Annotated in this window: 17 protein-coding genes; 2 read left to right on the top strand and 15 right to left on the bottom strand. The window is 46.7% G+C overall.

Going from position 1 to position 18,099, the window contains the following annotated elements; all coding sequences use genetic code 11:
* Nucleotides 1–275: 275 nt before the first annotated feature.
* Complete coding sequence (locus E6W40_RS14185; RefSeq protein ID WP_136606040.1) at nt 276–1,025, bottom strand: sulfite exporter TauE/SafE family protein; 750 nt, start codon at nt 1,023–1,025, stop codon at nt 276–278.
* 266 nt (nt 1,026–1,291) lie between these two features.
* Nucleotides 1,292–1,687 (bottom strand): hypothetical protein, encoded by a 396-nt coding sequence (locus E6W40_RS29510; protein WP_168928934.1) that lies wholly within the window; start codon nt 1,685–1,687, stop codon nt 1,292–1,294.
* A gap of 99 nt (nt 1,688–1,786) precedes the next feature.
* On the opposite strand from E6W40_RS29510, the gene E6W40_RS14195 reads away from it, so the two are divergent.
* A complete protein-coding gene (locus tag E6W40_RS14195) occupies nt 1,787–2,389 on the top strand; it encodes a DUF1796 family putative cysteine peptidase (RefSeq protein WP_136606042.1) in 603 nt (200 codons plus the stop codon).
* On the opposite strand, the gene E6W40_RS14200 is transcribed toward E6W40_RS14195, so the two are convergent.
* On the bottom strand, nt 2,386–3,429 hold the full coding sequence (locus E6W40_RS14200) for a hypothetical protein (protein ID WP_136606043.1): 1,044 nt from the start codon (nt 3,427–3,429) through the stop codon (nt 2,386–2,388). The two genes, E6W40_RS14195 and E6W40_RS14200, sit on opposite strands and share 4 nt — an antisense overlap.
* A 383-nt stretch (nt 3,430–3,812) precedes the next feature.
* Here E6W40_RS14200 and E6W40_RS14205 point away from each other — a divergent pair, with 383 nt between their 5' ends.
* Nucleotides 3,813–4,193, top strand: a complete 381-nt coding sequence (locus E6W40_RS14205; protein ID WP_136607005.1) for a VOC family protein — start codon at nt 3,813–3,815, stop codon at nt 4,191–4,193.
* A 91-nt stretch (nt 4,194–4,284) separates the two neighbouring features.
* Here E6W40_RS14205 and E6W40_RS14210 read toward each other — a convergent pair whose 3' ends face one another.
* The 12 genes from E6W40_RS14210 to E6W40_RS14265 form a co-directional block, all read right to left on the bottom strand.
* Nucleotides 4,285–5,460, bottom strand: a complete 1,176-nt coding sequence (locus tag E6W40_RS14210) for an ABC transporter substrate-binding protein (RefSeq protein ID WP_136606044.1) — start codon at nt 5,458–5,460, stop codon at nt 4,285–4,287.
* Nucleotide 5,461: 1 nt separating this feature from the next.
* Nucleotides 5,462–6,649 (bottom strand): CaiB/BaiF CoA transferase family protein, encoded by a 1,188-nt coding sequence (locus E6W40_RS14215; RefSeq protein ID WP_136606045.1) that lies wholly within the window; start codon nt 6,647–6,649, stop codon nt 5,462–5,464.
* 25 nt (nt 6,650–6,674) lie between these two features.
* The gene (locus E6W40_RS14220; protein WP_168928935.1) at nt 6,675–7,646 is read right to left on the bottom strand and encodes an aldose 1-epimerase; all 972 of its coding nucleotides are present in this window, start codon (nt 7,644–7,646) and stop codon (nt 6,675–6,677) included.
* A gap of 26 nt (nt 7,647–7,672) precedes the next feature.
* Nucleotides 7,673–8,458 carry an enoyl-CoA hydratase/isomerase family protein gene (locus tag E6W40_RS14225; RefSeq protein WP_168928936.1) on the bottom strand — a complete coding sequence of 262 codons (786 nt, stop codon included), beginning with the start codon at nt 8,456–8,458 and terminating at the stop codon, nt 7,673–7,675.
* A gap of 16 nt (nt 8,459–8,474) precedes the next feature.
* The gene (locus E6W40_RS14230; RefSeq protein ID WP_211147008.1) at nt 8,475–9,260 is read right to left on the bottom strand and encodes an SDR family NAD(P)-dependent oxidoreductase; all 786 of its coding nucleotides are present in this window, start codon (nt 9,258–9,260) and stop codon (nt 8,475–8,477) included.
* 125 nt (nt 9,261–9,385) lie between these two features.
* Nucleotides 9,386–10,981, bottom strand: coding sequence for a response regulator transcription factor (locus E6W40_RS14235; protein WP_136606049.1), 1,596 nt, complete (start codon nt 10,979–10,981; stop codon nt 9,386–9,388).
* Nucleotides 10,974–12,767 carry a sensor histidine kinase gene (locus tag E6W40_RS14240; RefSeq protein ID WP_136606050.1) on the bottom strand — a complete coding sequence of 598 codons (1,794 nt, stop codon included), beginning with the start codon at nt 12,765–12,767 and terminating at the stop codon, nt 10,974–10,976. The genes E6W40_RS14235 and E6W40_RS14240 overlap by 8 nt, the downstream gene beginning before the upstream one ends.
* Nucleotides 12,768–12,809: 42 nt before the next feature.
* On the bottom strand, nt 12,810–13,643 hold the full coding sequence (locus tag E6W40_RS14245) for a carbohydrate ABC transporter permease (protein ID WP_136606051.1): 834 nt from the start codon (nt 13,641–13,643) through the stop codon (nt 12,810–12,812).
* A gap of 11 nt (nt 13,644–13,654) precedes the next feature.
* Nucleotides 13,655–14,530: a carbohydrate ABC transporter permease gene (locus E6W40_RS14250; protein ID WP_168928937.1), complete on the bottom strand. Its 876-nt coding sequence runs from the start codon at nt 14,528–14,530 to the stop codon at nt 13,655–13,657.
* Between the two features lie 107 nt (nt 14,531–14,637).
* Nucleotides 14,638–15,933: an ABC transporter substrate-binding protein gene (locus E6W40_RS14255; protein WP_168928938.1), complete on the bottom strand. Its 1,296-nt coding sequence runs from the start codon at nt 15,931–15,933 to the stop codon at nt 14,638–14,640.
* A gap of 223 nt (nt 15,934–16,156) precedes the next feature.
* Nucleotides 16,157–17,014, bottom strand: a complete 858-nt coding sequence (locus E6W40_RS14260) for a tetratricopeptide repeat protein (RefSeq protein ID WP_136606054.1) — start codon at nt 17,012–17,014, stop codon at nt 16,157–16,159.
* A 163-nt stretch (nt 17,015–17,177) separates the two neighbouring features.
* The gene (locus tag E6W40_RS14265; protein ID WP_136606055.1) at nt 17,178–18,095 is read right to left on the bottom strand and encodes an N-acetylglucosamine kinase; all 918 of its coding nucleotides are present in this window, start codon (nt 18,093–18,095) and stop codon (nt 17,178–17,180) included.
* Nucleotides 18,096–18,099: the final 4 nt, after the last annotated feature.

Raw genomic sequence — 18,099 nt, forward strand, 5'->3', positions numbered from 1 at the left:
GCTCGGTAAGTTTGCAGTACCACCAAGATTATGATATTAACCCTATAAGATAAATCATACCTAATAATATGAAACGCCCCTACCCTCTTAAGTCCTATTTAAGAACAAGCATTCTTATTTTAGAATATGAAGCAAAAAACAAAAAAACAGATCCATCATGGTGTATTAACCATAATCAATCTGTGAGCTGTCCAAATCATAAACTTAACAGGGTAAATCCTACCATTTTGTTCAATAATCCCAGACTACAAATCTGCGTAATTATGAAAGAATCATTACCCACGCGGAAACAACAACAGAATGCCTAATGCAATAATGATGACAAATAAAATGCGTTCAAACTTCCTGGCTGGAATTCGTTTGTTCAATAGAACCCCGAGGCCTGTAGCTAATAGAATGGCTGGAATAGAATATGCGTATAAAACAAAGGCGTCTGCTGTCCATAATCCTCCCAAAGCATGCCCCGCTACAACGAGTACTCCGGAAACCAGAAAATGCGCCTGTAATGTGCCTCGCAAACGTTCAGGGTTCCACCGCCGCAAAGTACCGTAGATCATGACTGGCACACCATTAATGTTATATGCACTACCCAGCACGCCTGAAGCAAATCCGAAAGGCCAAACCCAGCCGCGGCTATTAAGCAGCGGATGATCAATCGCTTCAGAGAGACTTTTCTTGATTAAACAATACGCCCCGTAACCGATGAGAAAAATGCCCAGTATAGATGTAATGATGTAGGAAGGAATGGTGTTCAATACGATAAGCCCGACCGGAATGCCAATGACCGTGGAAACAGCCAGCCGGATGAGGACAGGCCGTTCAATATGACGCCAACCACTGAAAACAGTCAATAAAGCGACCGTTAAACCGGCTAAACCGATCAAAGAAACCGAAGTATGGAGCGGGATCGGCAAAAGCGTAAGCAGAGGCATGCTCACAATCGCCTCACCGAAGCCAAACATGGATCTCATAAGAGCACCGATAAAAACTGCAGCTACAGCCAACAAGATAAGCGTAATAGACATTAATGAATCCACCTCCTCTTTCTGTTTTGAAATGATAACATACCAAAAACCCAAAGAAAATAGCGTTTTTAACGCATTCAGATCATTATCTAAGCACTCAAAACCACTATAGTAATGCAGGGATTAATGCGAGGAACTAAATAGCTGTCTAGACAGGATACAAGGCGTCTGAGTGGCATCGTTAATTTAGTGTTTTTTAATCGGAGACAAATTAAAAAAGACTGTCTGGTGATCCAGACAATCTTTCACGTTATCCCTATAAATTTTTATTGATCCTTCTGTTCCGCTCTTTCCTTAACCGTATTAACCATTTTGTAGTAACCATCGTTCATCTTCACAGCGATCGCATCGTCCGTGCTCATTTCAGAAATCGAGTACAGCTTAGTGCCCTCAGCAAATCTGTTGGAATACACCCCATGACCTATAATGGTCTCATCCGTAATTAGAGATTCCACAGTCCCTACCATTCGATCAACTGATACAATCCTAATGTCTGTTAATCGATATAAAACGTCATTCCAATGAACAAACTCAAAAGCCCATGAGTGTGAAACCGAGGTGGTCATTGCTTTCTCGTCTGCTTGTTCCTTTTGTGTGCAGCCTAGCAGTAAGATTGGTATTAACAAAACCATTACACTAGCTTTCAGTTTATATAAATTCATGTTAACAATCACCTCTCTGCGCCTTAGCCTTCATCCAATCCAATTCTTACTCTAGCGAATACATTAATAGATCTAAGAGTTTAGGAGGTGAGACTATTGATGAGTAAGGTATTCGATATGATTTTTAGTCTCGGCCATAGCTGCCAGGTGGCCTCACAATTAAGACGGAATCAATTACGAAAAGTTGCCGGTCCGCTGGATTGGTTTAATTTTGCTTCAACGGAGGCGGTATGTAAAGTTTTACGCGGTCGTTTTCAAGGTTTTATGGAACTTGAGCATCTGGAGGTATACGGAAAGTCAAAGAATTGCTATTATGTCCGGGATCTGCAGACCACATCCTTATCCTTTCACGACTTTAATAATGCCCCTGATCAACCTCCTTTATATGATTACGCATTGTTCAAAGAAAAACTGGATCGGAGGATCACGCGCTTCGTCTCTTATTTATCATCCGATGCCGAAGTTTTGCTTATCAGAACCATATCCAATCCCGCGGATGCACTCCGTCTCTATCATGCGATAAAAGGCACCTATGCGAATCCGAATCTGCATTTTCTGTTCGTCATCCCCAGCAAGGAATCTTCCATTATACAGCGGATATCTGAGCATGAACGTATCACCATTGTTCAAATTCCTCACGGAAGCACATGGGAGGGCGATGCTCCGGCATGGAAATCCCTGCTTCGTTCCATATCACTCTAATTATTCACTATCTCCGTATTTGCCAGCATGATCTCTTCAGCAATCTTCCAGAGTCTCGGTAAAAAACGCATGACCTCTTCTCCGCGGCGGACAAGATCCTCGCTTGAATGAATCCCCAAATCTGCGATCAATTCCACAAAAAAGGGAGTCAGCTCGCGCCGTATTTCTGCTGAAGCGTCAACTGCTAATATCTGATGACATCTCGCGTAGGTCGCCACGATCCAAAAGACGGCTTCCCGGTGATTGCCTGCCCGGATTTGTTCCCGACTTCCGTCAATGGCTATCGACCTCGCTTCTGGAGTGATGTCGGAGCTGAAAAAGAATGCTGTCTTGGCTGCCGCTGCAGCAGCATCAAAGGTTTTTTCAAGTCCAATTAAATGATGCTCTACTCTGTCCGCAGTCCAATCCTCACATCCTAACAATTTAAGCAGCACAGGATAACACTCTTCGTATCCATATTCCTCCAACACATGTCGCGCTGCCAGGTAGCGAAGTCTCACTGTCGGATTGCGGAGCGCAGCGACAAGAAGAACATGCGTCATCACTCCGGTCGGAAACATCCATGATGTGAGCTGCTCATACATGGGAGCAGAGGGATTCATGGACTGGATCCCATTTTCTATTCTTTCGCGAGCATTCTCACAACGGAGGCTCACCCATTTTCTCTCCGCAAAATGTCGGGAAACTTGCTTTTGCAGCAAACTTAAGTGTTCCGTAGGATCATCGATCAGCGTGTTGATTCGGAAGCTGCCAGCAAGATGATAGGACTGCAGAACTTTTTCTGCTGAATCCAGCTGCTGAGAGGATAAATAAGTAATCTCAATTAAAGTATCCCGGTACATCAATTTTCCCAACTTTGAAGGAGCCGTATCACCGTCCCTGACAACTACAACATCCACATCCGAACCGACAGGCAGCAAGTCTTCATCTGATCGCCCTACGGTAGAACCGCTAAAGTATGCCCCCAAGTAACCTTCATCCGCACTTGCATATGCCATAAGCCATTCTGCAGCATGTTTCCGCGCTAATCCGATCTTCATCAACAGTCAGCACCTCCAAAGCAGTATAATCATGAATCACTTCATTCCATTTTAACCCATATTCTTTGATACTCCAGATTCAATTTTCTTCCCGGCTTAACTCCGTTTACTTTATTTCCGTTCACTGCATGGGAAATGCTTGTTTATTTCTCGGGTAATCGCAGGATATCTTTCATTTCGACGTTTTTTCCCATTCTTATGTATAGGCGAAAGCGATGACTTTATTTATATTTAAATTCTTATATATAAAAGGATCCTTTATTAATATGGGTGCTTTTAGACAGCGCAAAAATAACTCGATTTTAATTGGGGATTATTATAAAATGAAACTGTTAAATGAAACATTGTTTCATTATATGAAACTAAATAAAGGAGGAAGATGTATGGCTTACACTTTCTATGGTCTTGACCACGTTCAACTAGCAGCACCGGAAGGCTGCGAAACAGAGGCTCGGCATTTTTTCCATAACCTATTGGGTTGGACGGAGATACCAAAACCTGAAGCCCTAAAAAAACGTGGCGGGGTTTGGTTTCAATGCGGTACTCATCAAGTACACATTGGAGTACAAAAGGATTTTGTTCCCGCTGTAAAAGCCCACCCGGCATTTCATGTACTGAACTTGGATGAATTGCGTGCACAACTGCAGCACAATAATATTCAAATAATTGATGATGAAGCAAGGACTCCTGAAGGAGTAAGACGATTCTATGTAAACGATCCCTTTGGAAATCGGATTGAGTTTTTAGAATGGCTTTCCTCATAAGTAAAGTTCAAATAAATAAGAGACGCTGACAAATATCATCCTCACCAGATGATCGACAGCGCCGAAGAAACCGAGTATTCGATTCATGTAATTAAGTATTTTCCTGATGATTTTTCTTCAAATAACGATACAGCTGATTCATTTCCTCCAAGGTTTCTGGAACATACTGCGTTCTATCCTTATAGGCCCGGGAAAGTGCTCTATGTAAAATCAAACCGGCTTCCTCCTGATAAGCAGGAAACACCTGATTTCTGGGCCGCATATAACTAAATTCGAGCGTTTCGCGTGTCGAGAAGAAAAAGTCGTTAGAATCCTTGTTAATCTTCTCATCCAGCCAAGCGGCGGAATGTCCCGGTTGTCCTCCTGCTTCATAATATATGGAGCTCTGAATTTCAGGGCTTGCTACATATTCCGCAAACTCCGCTGCCAAGGGTATATGATCAGATTTGGCTGATACTGCGATTCCGACGCCACCCAACAGAGCGTGCTCAGGTTTCCGCGTCATCGATGGGATGTCGGCAAAATGGAGTCTATGGCCATGACTTGCGGACCTGGAATAATTGGAATATCCGAACGCCAAAGGAACATATACAATTTCATCGCCAGAAGCCATCAGATCATACATTTGTATCGGATTGGATGCAAGGGAAGCTACATGAAGATGCGGCAGCAGCCAAAACATTAATGCAAGCGCTGCTTCTCCAGTCGGTTGTGGTATACCTTCCTCCTCATCGAAAAAGGATTTGCCTCCAATATTAGCACATAGGGAAAGAAAGCTGCACATGGCATCGGTAGGACAAAGCGGCCAGCCAATTTTTTGGTTGCCTGTCAGCTCTTCGGTGAGTTCTCTGACCTCCACCCAGGTGGTCGGCATTTCGCGGCCAACCATTAAATCCGGCCGGCAGGAAGCAACTTGTGCCGCTGCATCTACAGCCAAGGCCCATTGCCTGCCGCCCCATTGATAACTGCTATAGCTCGGTCCCACGCTGTTCTTCCATTGGTCCATCAGGTAATCACCCGATAACCATTCGTCCAAGGGAGCCAGAATTCCTTGAGCCGCACTGACTCCAATATGGGGATGATCAATGAGCAGAAGATCATATTTGCTCGCGAGCAAATCGAGAGGATAATCTCCAAAATCCTTGAGTGATCTGCGGTCCCAAATGATATTTACTCCTGGATATTTCTTACTGAACTGTTCCGAAGCCATTACCAGTGGTGAAAAACCTCGTTCATGATCCCAGGTCATGCCTTTCAGGGTAATCAATCTAAATTACCCCTCTTTCTCTCATTACGGCGATGGTATCCGGATTGTATCCTAGCTCCAGCAGAATTTCTTCATTATGCTCTCCAACGCCCGGAGGATGGCGTAAAATTTCTCCAGGTGTTTCACTAAACTTTACAGGTATATTGACAGTTTTCACTTCACCGGCGGTTGGATGCTGATAGCTGGTGAAAGCCCCCAGATGAACTGCTTGTGGATCCTGCTCCACTTCCAGATGATTTTTCACCTCAGACACCCACATGTCTTTTTCCAGCATTTTATCAATCCAGTAAGCTGTCGACTTCTTGACTACACTTGCCTGAATACGGAAAAATACCTCATCCCTTTTATCATATAGAGTATCCGGATCATTATATTCATTCAGACCTTCATCTCCAAGTACTTCAGCCAGGACCGGAATTGGATTGACCGAAATACACATATAACCATCAGCTGTTTGGTATATGCCAAATGGCGCTGACTGTCCCGGATGAGCGATGCCCGACATCGGACGTTCAAACAGCTTGCCCGAGTTTAACGTTACCGCAAATTCCTGTAACTGATGAGTGAGCAGGCACTGGTACAAATTAATATCGATTTTCTGACCTTTCCCGGTCCGTTCCCGATAATACAGTGCAGATAATAATCCGTAGACAATGTTATAGGCGCCAAGTTGATCGGCAATGCCTGTGCCAAGCGGTGTTGGGTCTGCATCCTTACGACCGGTTAGCGTCGTCAGTCCGCTGAGGGATTGTATCATCAGGTCCTGCCCTGGTCGCTCAGCGTATGGCCCATCCTGACCGTAACCTGTACTGGAGCAGTAAATAATCTTGGGATTGATCTTCTTCAAATCTTCGTACCCGAAACCCAGCTTATCCATGACGCCCGGGCGGAAATTTTCAATAACAAATTCACATTCCACAGCCAGCTGGTATATGACCTCTTTAGCTTCCTCTGCTTTCAAATCCAGGGCAAGCGATCGTTTATTCCGATTGAACGCCAAGAAGCAGGGTGATTCCGTTCCGCCCACCAAATATTTTAAAAAGGACCATTGACGATAGCTGTCTCCGCTTCCAATACGTTCAATTTTGATCACGTCCGCCCCCAGATCGCCGAGCATCTGCGTCGCAAACGGTCCCTGCAGCAAATGTGTAAAATCCAGCACCTTAATACCCTCTAAAGCTTTTTCCACATGTCTTCATCCTTTCGTTGTATATCTAGGCAAGCGATTCAGCCTGCCAAGACCACTGCAGCTCGCGGCATGCTCCTGCCGGCAATCCTGATACACCTGACCATTCTGGCGGCAATGGTGAATTGTTCGCATCCGAGACACAGGTCCATGGCTCAAATGAAATGGCATCCGCCCACAACGGCTTGAACACAACCAGATACGGGAAGCTCTGATCAAATTCAAGCTTTATTCTGATCTGCTCCTGATGGCGAATAATCTCACAGCAGTGAACATCTTGATCCATTCGAAAGACAAAATGATCCGTATCCTTGGGCAGTTTATCCAAAGGCATGCCTACCAACAAATCTTGGCACAGCTCCGTTTGAACCGGAATATTGCGCATGATACCATCCTCATCTGCGAAGTATTGCTGAGTCACAGCTGCTGTAACATCCGTTCCTGCCATACTTCCTCGAAATGAAAAATACGGATGCAGGCCAAATCCGAAGGGAACTTCCGTCTCCCCCTCGTTTTCCACGATCAGCCTTCCGGATATCCGGTCCCCTTGCAGCTTCCATGTCATTCGGAGCACGACAGCATGAGGATAGTAAGCAGGATTCACATCCGTTTCAGTGAAATGCAGCTCTGCAGTTACGTTCGCTCCCTGGCATTCGTTCGCTTCCATTCCGCTTATTTGCCAAGGCATCATCCGGATCTCACCATGCAGATGATTCACTCCTTCATGAAGGGGATAGGTATAGGGGCGCCCCTCAAAAGAAAACTTCCCTCCAGCAATCCTTCCCGGCGGCCATAATAATGGCACTCCGAACTCAGATGAGCGTGCAGACAGTACAGACAAATCTTCCGGGCCTTCAATCGTATCATGGCCTCCCAGACGGCAGCGGATCAAATTGAATCCAATATCCAGGTTTATCATCGCTTCCGAATCATGCAGTGCATCCTTCAACACAACCACACGACTGCCGTCCCAAACATCCTCATATGCCTGGAATCTCATCTTTCCTGCTCCCTCCCCGAACATGCTTATTTGCCCTTAAACACGGGTGGCCTTTTTTCCACGAATGCCGAAATACCTTCCTTCGCATCTGCACTGTAAAAGAGGTTGGCCAAATACGCTCTGTCGTAAGCCTGCGCACTCTCCAGACTTGCGTCGCGTCCTTCATTGACGAGCTTTTTAAGGCCTTGAACTGCCAATGGTGCTTTTCTGGCTATATCTTTAGCCATTGTCATAGCCTCTTCCAGCAATTGATCGGGTGCAGCCACACGGTTCACAATCCGCAGCTCGCGGGCTTCTTCAGCCAATAAAAATCGCCCTGTCATCAATATTTCTTTAGCCACATAGGGGCCAACCGCCCGAAGTGCTTTCTGGACGCCTCCTCCACCCGGTACGAGACCCAGATTGATTTCAGGCAGCCCGAATTTCGCCCTATCCGAAGCAATAACCAAGTCGCAGGCAAGCACCATCTCGAATCCCCCGCCTAAGGCATAGCCGTTTACGGCTGCGATGACCGGCTTAGAGCATTCCTCAATCGCACGGTACATTTGCCGCCCCTTGTTCTGAAACGCAAAAAAAGCTCCCAGATCAAATCCGCTGTATTCTTCGATGTCCGCTCCTGCCATAAACGCTTTGCCGCAACCGGTCAAGATGATCGCAAGCACATCTATTTGTTCATCCAGCTTCTGAAAGCAGTCTGTTAGCTCAGACATCATGATGCTATTCATGGCATTAAGCTTAGCTTCACGTTGAAACGTAATCGTAACAACCCTCTCGACTTGCTCCACCTTGATATATTGGTATCCGCCATTCATACTTCTTCCTCCTTGCTTATTCGCCCCGGACTGACTGGCCACCATCTGCCACAAAGGTCTGCCCTGTAATAAATGAAGCCGCATCGCTGCAAAGATACATGACGAGATCCGCGATTTCACCTGGCTGACCGAATCTGCCGATGGGATGAGCATTATTCCATGTACGAATCAGCTGGTCCGGATCTTCCGATTCTCTGAATATCTTTTCATTCATCGGAGTCATGATTGTTCCCGGAGCAACGGCATTGATCCGAATGCCCTGCTTCGCATATTCAATGGCCGCCTGTCTGGTGAATGCCAAGATGCCTCCTTTGGAGGCACTGTAAGCAGCCCAACCCAGAAATCCATGAAGCGCCTGTGTCGAAGAGCAGTTAACGATTGTTCCTTTCCCTTGCTGCAGCATATAAGGTATCGCATACTTACAGCCGCGGAATACACCACCCAGGTTAATATTCAGCACGCGCTGCCAGTCCGATTCACTTGTCACCGCTGCTTCTCCGGCTATCGCCACGCCTGCATTATTGTATAGAATATCGAGACTGCCCTTTAAAGCATGTGCTTGTTCCATAAGGTTTTTCATAGCTTCATCACTGCCGACGTCAACAGATATATAATGAACATCCTTGCCATGGCTCCGCAGCTCGCTTTCGAGCTTACGTCCCGTCGCCTCATCCATATCCGCGATAACTGTGGTAGCACCTGCACCAGCAAACCCGCGTACAGCTGCTTCTCCAATTCCCTTCGAGCCGCCTGTTACAACGGCAACCTGTCCTGTAAAATCAAAAGTCACGTTAGGCGTCAATTGGAACCTCTCCCTTGCCTTAGATGTCATTCGAGCCCTGTTGGATCCTTGGGTTCGATACATTTATGATAGCGGGTTCCTTTTCACGACGTAACGTGACGGTTATTACTTTTCTTCTATTCTTTTTAGGAGTTTGACAAACTTCTGTGATCTGCGGGCGTGAGTCCGGTCAAGTCTTTGAAAATCTTGTTGAAGTACTTCACATCATTGTATCCGACAGCTTCACTGACCTCATATACCTTCAGATGCGTCGATTGGAGCAGATGACGTGCACGATCAATGCGCAGCTTCATCAGATATTTGGTGAAAATCTCTCCCGCTTCCTCTTTGAATAATCGGCTCAAGTAGGACGCATTCACATAGAAGCGTTCCGCAAGTTTTTGCAGCGATACATCCTCCATATAATGATCATCCAGAAAATGCAGTACATCAACGATCAGTTTGCTTTTGCGCTGGATCTTAAGCTTTGCCCCTTCCGATGCAGCATCCATAAATACGGATAATACAAACTGCTCTATCTCATCCAGCGTATCGAACAAACGGACCTTAGAGAGCCAGTCTTCCGTAAACTGGCCCGCATCCGTCTGCTGTTCCTGCTCACGAATTTCCCAAACAATCCGGCTCATGGCCTGTAATATATCCTCCATATCCTGACCCGACGCACGGCTTCGCCTGATGTCATCAAACAGTTCCTCCACCAAAGCCCCCGTATCTTCCATATTCCCGTTTGCCGCATAGTTGAAGAGCCGGAGCTGCAAATCCCGATTGAAAAGCTTGCGGTGATGTTCAATTGACAGCTGATCATAGAAAGTAGCACGGTCGTTTCCGAAATACATTTTCATCTTCAAAGAATTCAGCGCCTCCATATAGGCATGAAAAGCCTTACACTCTGCCTTATGTTTGCTACTGATACCAATAGACACGGTGACTTTTATAAATCGTTTGATGCTTTCACGTATACGTTCCAGCAGGGTTTCAAGTCCGGAGGAATCCCTCCGAGCTTCACACCAGACGGCAATGCGGTCATCTATTTCAAACAGGTAATGCTTCCGTCCGCTTTCCTTCATATACTCTTCGGCAATGTTCCGGATGCCATAATGCAGAAGCTCGTAATCGCGCCGGCTGTACCGTTCCAGCAGCAGATGAAGCTGATCTACTTCCAGTAAAATCACAATGAAATGGTCCTTGATCATATCGATACCGAGCTCCTCACAGTGCTGCTGTATGAGAGTCTCATCCGTCTTTCTTCCGGAGAACCAACTGGCCAGGAGTTGTTCGCGCTGCACCTGTCGTCCCAGGTTCCATTTGGATTCCTCGGCAAGGCGGCGCAGCTGCTGGGCCTGATTTTCATTTTTTTGGCTGGCCAAGCGTAGAAAGAGCTGAAGCATTTCATCATCGTTCACCGGCTTCAGCAGGAAATCATGGGCATCCAGACGCAATGCCGTACGAACATATTCGAAGTCGTCAAATCCAGTCAGTATGACCTTTGTCATACCGGGATGGGAGTCCCGGATCCGCGACAACAGCTCCAATCCATTCATCATGGGCATCCGGATATCAGATAACAGAAAATCCACCTTTTCGTTTTGCAAAATATCGTAGGCATCCTCTCCGTTTCCGGCTTCATAAATGCGGGTTATCCCGCAATGCTTCCAGTAACCGGCATTCACAAGCACTTCTCTGGTCCAGCTTTCATCTTCTGCAATGAGTAAGCTATACATGGCTACCTCCCCCTGGTTTTGGCAGTATCACTTCTAAGGTTGTTCCATGATCAGGTTGGCTGTAGATCTGGAGGCCATAAGCTTCCCCATAATAATGTTTGATCCGGTGATCCACATTCGTTAACGCAAATATTTCATCGGTAGATTGTGCGCCTGATTTTAGATGTTTCCTCACTTCATTAAGCCGTTTCGGGTCCATACCAAGCCCGTCATCGCTCACGGAAAAAATAACATCCTCGCCCATCGCATATCCCGAAACGGTAATGTTTCCTTTACCTTTTTTCATCTCAATGCCATGTATGATGGCGTTTTCCACGAGCGGCTGCAGAAGCAGCTTCAAAACCGGCATGTCCATGAGCTCGTCCTCCACGTCGATCAGCACATCAAACTTGTCGCGATACCTGATTTTCTGGATTCGGAGGTAGTATTGGATATGATCCAACATCTCTTTTACCGTGATCCAGTCATCCCCTTTCAGGCTATGTCTGAAGAAGTGAGAAAGAGCGTACGTCATATCCGTAACTTCGCGGACCCCGTGAATTTTGGCAATGGAGTAGATGGAATTCAGCGTATTATACAGAAAATGGGGATTGATCTTCGACTGCATCAGCTTGAGCTCGAACTCCTGCTTCATGAGTTTTTCTTCGTACAATTCCTTGACCAGCTGCTGCAGGTTCTCAGTCATCGTATTGAAGCCTTCGAACAGCACGCCGAACTCGTCCTTGCGTTTCTCCTCGATCTGATATGTAAAATCGCGTTTGACTACAAACTGCTTCATGGCGCTGAGCAAGCGGAACATCGGGTTGTATATATTTCTCATGAAGAGGAAAGCAAGCACCAGCATGCCCGCTACAGCAATGGCAGCAACAATCGCAATATCTTTGCGCAGATTGATAATTTCTTTGTTCCAATCCTCCCTGGGGACGAAGGCAAGGTACCGGAATCCCGTACTTTGGGAGGTGTTGAACACAATCAACAGCTCCTTCTTCTTAACCTTAGCCGTAAAGCTGCCTTCCTCCGTTTCATGAAGCTGCTTCAACTCATTCAGAAATTCAGGTTTTTCCCCAAAAAGCACTGGCGGAAAAGGTGTGTCCCCGCTTCCCTCGGTTTGACTCAGGCTGCGTCCGTCACCTGTCAGCACCAATGTCTTGATTCCTTTCTCATTCGAATTGATTTTCCTGATGTAATCGGATATGGTGTTTTCGCTGACATGAACAAATAAAATACTGGATGAATCGGTCGGGTCAAGCAGGATGGGATAGGTAATATAATTGGCTTTACGTGTCATATAGGTAAATCCCGCTTCATTCTCAAGAAACCAATGGGGCTCAGCTGATTCCCTCGCGGCCAGCTCCTCCATATGCAGCACTTCATTATTCGGATAAAAATACATCGTGCGCTCGGAGGTCAGCAGCATCCGGTTGCGGCTGTTGTACAAACTGATGGAATAAATGTTATGGCCTGAAATTTGGATGGAATTCAGCTCATTCATAATTTGGTTGATTTTTGTCAGATCACTGTAATCCGACAGATTGATCTTCCTCTGGAGAAATTGCCGATATGAAAAGTTAATGAGAAATGGAGTCACGGTATACCGCGACTCCTTCAGAACCGACTCAATGCTCTCTTCCAGCACACTCAGATTGGCAGAGACGGATTCGGTGACTTTATTCTCGATAATGGCGGTCGAGCTTTGGTAGGAAAAGAATGATACAACGCCAAGAGGCAGGCAGATCAATATTGAAAAATAGACAATCAGTTTGAAACGCAAACTGTGTATGTTCAAGGCGTAGACACTCTCCTTTGGTTTGCGTGCTTACTTGTGTATTTAACCTTTGGTAGCCCCTTCCGTCAATCCTGAAATCAACTGGCGCTGAATGATCAGAAACAAGACGAACACCGGAATGGAGATTAGAATGGAAGCGGCCATCATTGTCCCCCAATTCGTTTCATACTGCCCTTTGAAATCCATGATCCCGATCGGAAGCGTTCTCTTCGAAGGGTCTGTCATGAACACCAGCGAGAATAGAAACTCCTGCCACGTCATTAGAAATACATAGGCAGCCGTTGCTCCGATTCCCGGGCGAAGCAGAGGGACAACCACTTTGATAAAGGCCTGGAGCTGGGAGGCTCCCTCCATCATCGCGGATTCTTCCATATCGACCGGAATGTTCAGCATGAAGCTTCGGAGCAGCCACACCGCTACTGGAACTGTAAAAGCCATATAAGCGAGGATAAGACCTGGAAAAGAGTTCAGAAGACCCAGAGCGCTCACAATTTTATACAGCGGAATGACAACTGCACTAATACAGAACATTTGACTCACCAGAATGACATTCATGAAGAACTTACGTCCCGGAAATTCCAAACGTGTAAAACTGTAAGCCGCCAGCACGGAAACAATGATAACAAGTATACATGTCACAACAGAGACGAGCAGACTGTTCATAAAATAATGGACAAACTGCTGATGCTGCATCGCAGCTGCAAAATTGGACAGCGTCGCGTGTTTAGGAATCCATACCGGCGGTACAGTAAACAGCTGGTCTGACGACTTTAAGGAAGTCGAAAGCATTTGCATGAACGGAAACAAGGTGAAGAACAGGAGCAGTAGGATGCCAGCCGTAAACAGGATCCTGGATCCCAATCGCTTTATTATCATGTCAGCATCCCTCAATTTCTTTCATTCTTGTGCATTTGCCGGATGAGAATGAGACTGATTAAAAAGATAAACAAGAAGCTGATGACGGACACGCGGGAAGCCTCGCCGAAATCAAAATGCCCAAAGCTCAGCTCATAGATATACGTAGGCGCAATATGGGTAGAGCGTACCGGTCCGCCTCCCGTCAGCACATAAATCATTTCAAAGTAGTTAAAGGTCCATATGGAGACGAGCAATACGACGGTTTTCATCACCCCGGATATGGAAGGCAGTGTAATGTGGATAAACTGCCGCCAGCCATCCGCTCCGTCTATTTTTGCAGCCTCATACTGATCCTGTGGTACGCTTTGCAGCGCAGCCAGCAGCATGAGCATCGCAAATGGATAGCCCTTCCAGATCGCCGCCAGGACGACCGAGAACATCGCCAATCCAGGTGTTCCCAGCCAATCCGTCGCATGCTGCCCGAAACCGAGCTTCGCGATCAGCGAATTCAGAAATCCAAACTGCGAATCATAGACCAGCCTCCACGTCAGAGCTGCAATAACACCGGGCAGAACCCACGGCAGCAATACAAGTACGCGAACCAGCCATCGCAGCGGAAACTTGCGGTTCAGCATCAGTGCCGCCAGCAATCCGACCAGCACCTGAAAAAATGCTACAGATACCGTCCAAACGATAGAGTGTTTCCCTACCTTCCACAGCTCACCATTTTTCCATGAATCCACATAGGCTGATAGACCAACCCATTTAGGGGCCCCATGAGATAAATCGGTATCTTGGAAAGAGATTTGAAGTGAATAGAGCAGTGGAATAAATAAAAGTACGAGCAGCAGCACGATCGCCGGAGCAATAAGTGCATAACCCAGCAAAGTTGAGCGTGTTTTCATGTCCTCACTCCTGTTAGTTCCTTCCATGAATGGAAAAGGCGCTGCGCTGGATACATTGGCTGATCCGGGGCAGCGCCTTCCTATTGCCTTATGCATTTAACGGTAGGTTATTTGTTCAAGAGATCATTAATTTTCGTCGCAGCTTCCTGTAGAGCATCCTTTGCGCTCATTTCACCAGTCATGACCTTCTGGGTAGCTTGAAGCTGAAGATCAGCGATGGCTGGATAGTTAGCGACGTTCGGACGATAAGTTGCCGTTGTCAGCTGCTGATAAATAACATCCGGAAATTGACGTTTTTGATTCAGATACTCTTTCGCTGCTTTTTTGTTGGCCGGTGTCAGCATCGTGATTGTTTTCTGATTTTCTTCGTTGGTGGAGTATTTAATGAATTCCCATGCCAAATCCTTGTTACTCGAATTCGCATTGATGGCGAGATTAAAGCCGCCAAACGTTCCGATGGATTCTCCGCCCGCAGGCTTCGGCAGATTGGCTACACCATAGTTCATGTTCGGTGCTCTTGTCTTGATGGTGTCTTGCCCCCATTCCCCGTACATGGTCATCGCCGTCTGTCCGCTTGTGAACAATGTCATCGCATCTTCTTCATTTTTACCGACGCTTCCCGGAGGACTGATCTTGCTCATGTCCGCCCAGAACTGAAGCGCTTTCACGCCTGGATCTTCATTAATCATAATCTTCTTGCCGGACTCATCCAGCAGTTTCCCGCCTCCTGCAACCGTGAAAGCGTCAATGAGACATTGAACGGATTCACTGCTGCCAGCCCAGTTGGATGCGCCATACTTGCCGTCTTTTGTTAACTTCTGTCCGTCTTGCAAAAACTCTTCCCATGTCAGTGGCGGTTTCTCGGGATCGAGACCTGCAGCCTTGAACATATCTTTATTGTAATAAAGAACACCCCATACACCCACATCAAACGGAATCGCATAGATGTTGTTCTGGAATGAACCTGCACCCCAGGCGCCGTCGAAATAATCCTCCGCTTTAATCTCGGATTTGCCCATATAATCATCGAGCGGAACGATATATTTGGCTGCCGCATATTGGGCTACCCATACCTGGTCGAGCAGAAGAATGTCCGGGCCTTCGCCACCTGCTACCGCCGGCAGCAGCTTGCTCTTCAACTGATCGTACGGGAAGGCTGTAATCTGTACCTTCGCGTTATACTTTTCTTCAAAAGACTTCGCTGCATTTTCCTGTGCTTCCTGAATATTCGTGTCTGCTTGCTGCAGCGTCCAAATGACCAGGCTCTGCTGCTTTTTGCTATCTCCGCCGGAGGAAGAACCGGGACTGGACGATTTACCACTGCCGCTATTACCGGAGCCGCATCCTGCAAGCATGACCAGAATCAAACAGGTGACAAGTAACATTTGCCCGACTCTTTTCAAATCCATTTCCCCTTTGCCTTTATTATTTTGGGCTTAATGCTAGTATAGAGAGATCAGTTCGGGGAAAAAATCCGACGCGTTTTACTTTTGTTCAACTATTTTTACTTCTATGTAAAATTTGAATATCTTCATGAATTGAAACCCAATTCTGCCTCGAAACACTAAAAAGGCCACAAAGCTCCTTTATGGCCTTCCTCTTAGATTGGTAAGGTCCTCTGAAAGTTCAAACAGCTAATTCCTTCAAACGTGCAATCCGCTCAGCTTCATGATCGGTCAGCCATGAATCTCGGGAAAGGATCTCATATGCCCGTGAGAAATGAGGCTTGGACTCTGCTTCCCGATGAAGCAATAACAGGCATTCTGCCATTTCTTCATATACATACCCATCCGGCTCGACACTTTGATCGGTCTCCAGCAGTAATTCCTGCTGGATTTCCAGCGCTTTTTCAACTTGATTCAGGAGTCTCAGCACTTTGGCAATACTCCATTTCGCGATAAAAATGGAAACCGGGTTGCCTTGCAGCTTCCGAAACGCATAAGCACGCTCAAATAAATCCAGAGCATCATCAAGCTCGCCTGCGTCTACTTTAGCCCAGCCAATATTGTTATATAGTGAACCCAGCCAGCGGCTGGCTTCGGCCTTCTCCTCAGCATGGGCAAGAGCCTTCAGATTCCAGTCCATCCGTTTCTCCGGGGTAGATTCGGCAATCCCCAGCATATGCGCCGCATCCACCGCATAATCATCCTCGCCGGCCTGAACCCCGAGCTCCCAGGCTTCAAGAAACAATGGCAGCGCCTCCGCTTGCCGGGATGAAGAATTAAACACCCTCCCTCTTTCCAGCAAATATCGGATACGGGCTGCAGTCATCCTCTCCGGCAGCATATGCTCGACTTGATCCAACGTCTCGTAAGCCTCTGAGAATTTCTTCTGCAATCCTTGCGTTCGTGCAATTTGGGTCCAAAGCTCGGCTATGTAATCAACATTCTCATGGTCTTGGGTCGTCTCCGTCAGTACATTCCTGAACTTCTGTTCCGTTGCCTCAGGATGCTGGTAATCCCATAGCTTATCAAAATCTCTCATTCTTCTCGGTCTCCCATCGTTTAACAAAATCAATTATTTACAATATACGTTTTATCAAAGCTCGGAGCAATAAAACTTCATGATTATACGATTAGAATCCCCCTGTCTTTTACAATAGAATGAGCCGGGAGAATATCTCCCGGCTCATGACCAAACTGACAACCTAATGTTCTTTTAAACGTTGCAATGCCATATATACGCCGCCCATGGATGCATCGCTTTTTGGCGTAATACATTCCATTTCAGGATAGCGTCCGACAAGCAATTCCCGGAATTTCGATTGCACAAAGGTATTCTGGAGAAGCACGCTGCCTGCCATCGCCAGGCTACTCTTCTGAAGGGAAAGAGTTTCCGCGACTGGAATGACCAGCTGCAACAACGAAGAAGCACTCTTCTCTGCAATACTCAAGGCAGCCGGATCACCTGCCGAGCAGGCTTCGGAGAGTATCGGCGCAATCGCCGCAATGTCTTTTTTATTGGTGCGCTTATCATATACGAATCCGATGATTTCCTGAACGGAGCTGATCGCAAGCTTTTTATACACCATATCGGTGATGATCGTCTGTGGTATACGGCCATCCTGCGCTTGAACCAGTGCGGTTAACAGATCGCGACCGATGCTGTATCCACTTCCTTCATCATCAATCAGATGCCCATAACCTCCGGCACGGTGGGTTAAACCGGCTTCGTTCTTCCCAAGTCCAATGGAACCGGTGCCTGCGATCAGAATCATACCATATAGTCTCTGATGGGCTCCCATCAATGCCGTTTCATGATCACCCGTTATATGCAGTCCGCCATGATATCCATGGAGTCTGACTTGAGACGTCATTTTACTCACAACGTTTGGATTGCTTACGCCGGCAGCTCCAATACACATTTCCGCACAATGCTCGACTCCTCCGCAAATCTGTGCAATGGTTTCAACAATTTCCTTTAAGCTTGCGCCGACGCTCGCTTCATCCTGACCGTTATAGTTAATGGCTCCGGAAGTAAACGTCTTAACCACCTGGCCATTCTCATCAGCGACGGTTACCGCCGTTTTCGTACCCCCGCCATCCAGACCGGCTACAAATTTCATTGAT

Source organism: Paenibacillus dokdonensis (genome assembly GCF_004916975.1).
Lineage (GTDB): Bacteria > Bacillota > Bacilli > Paenibacillales > Paenibacillaceae > Paenibacillus_AQ > Paenibacillus_AQ dokdonensis.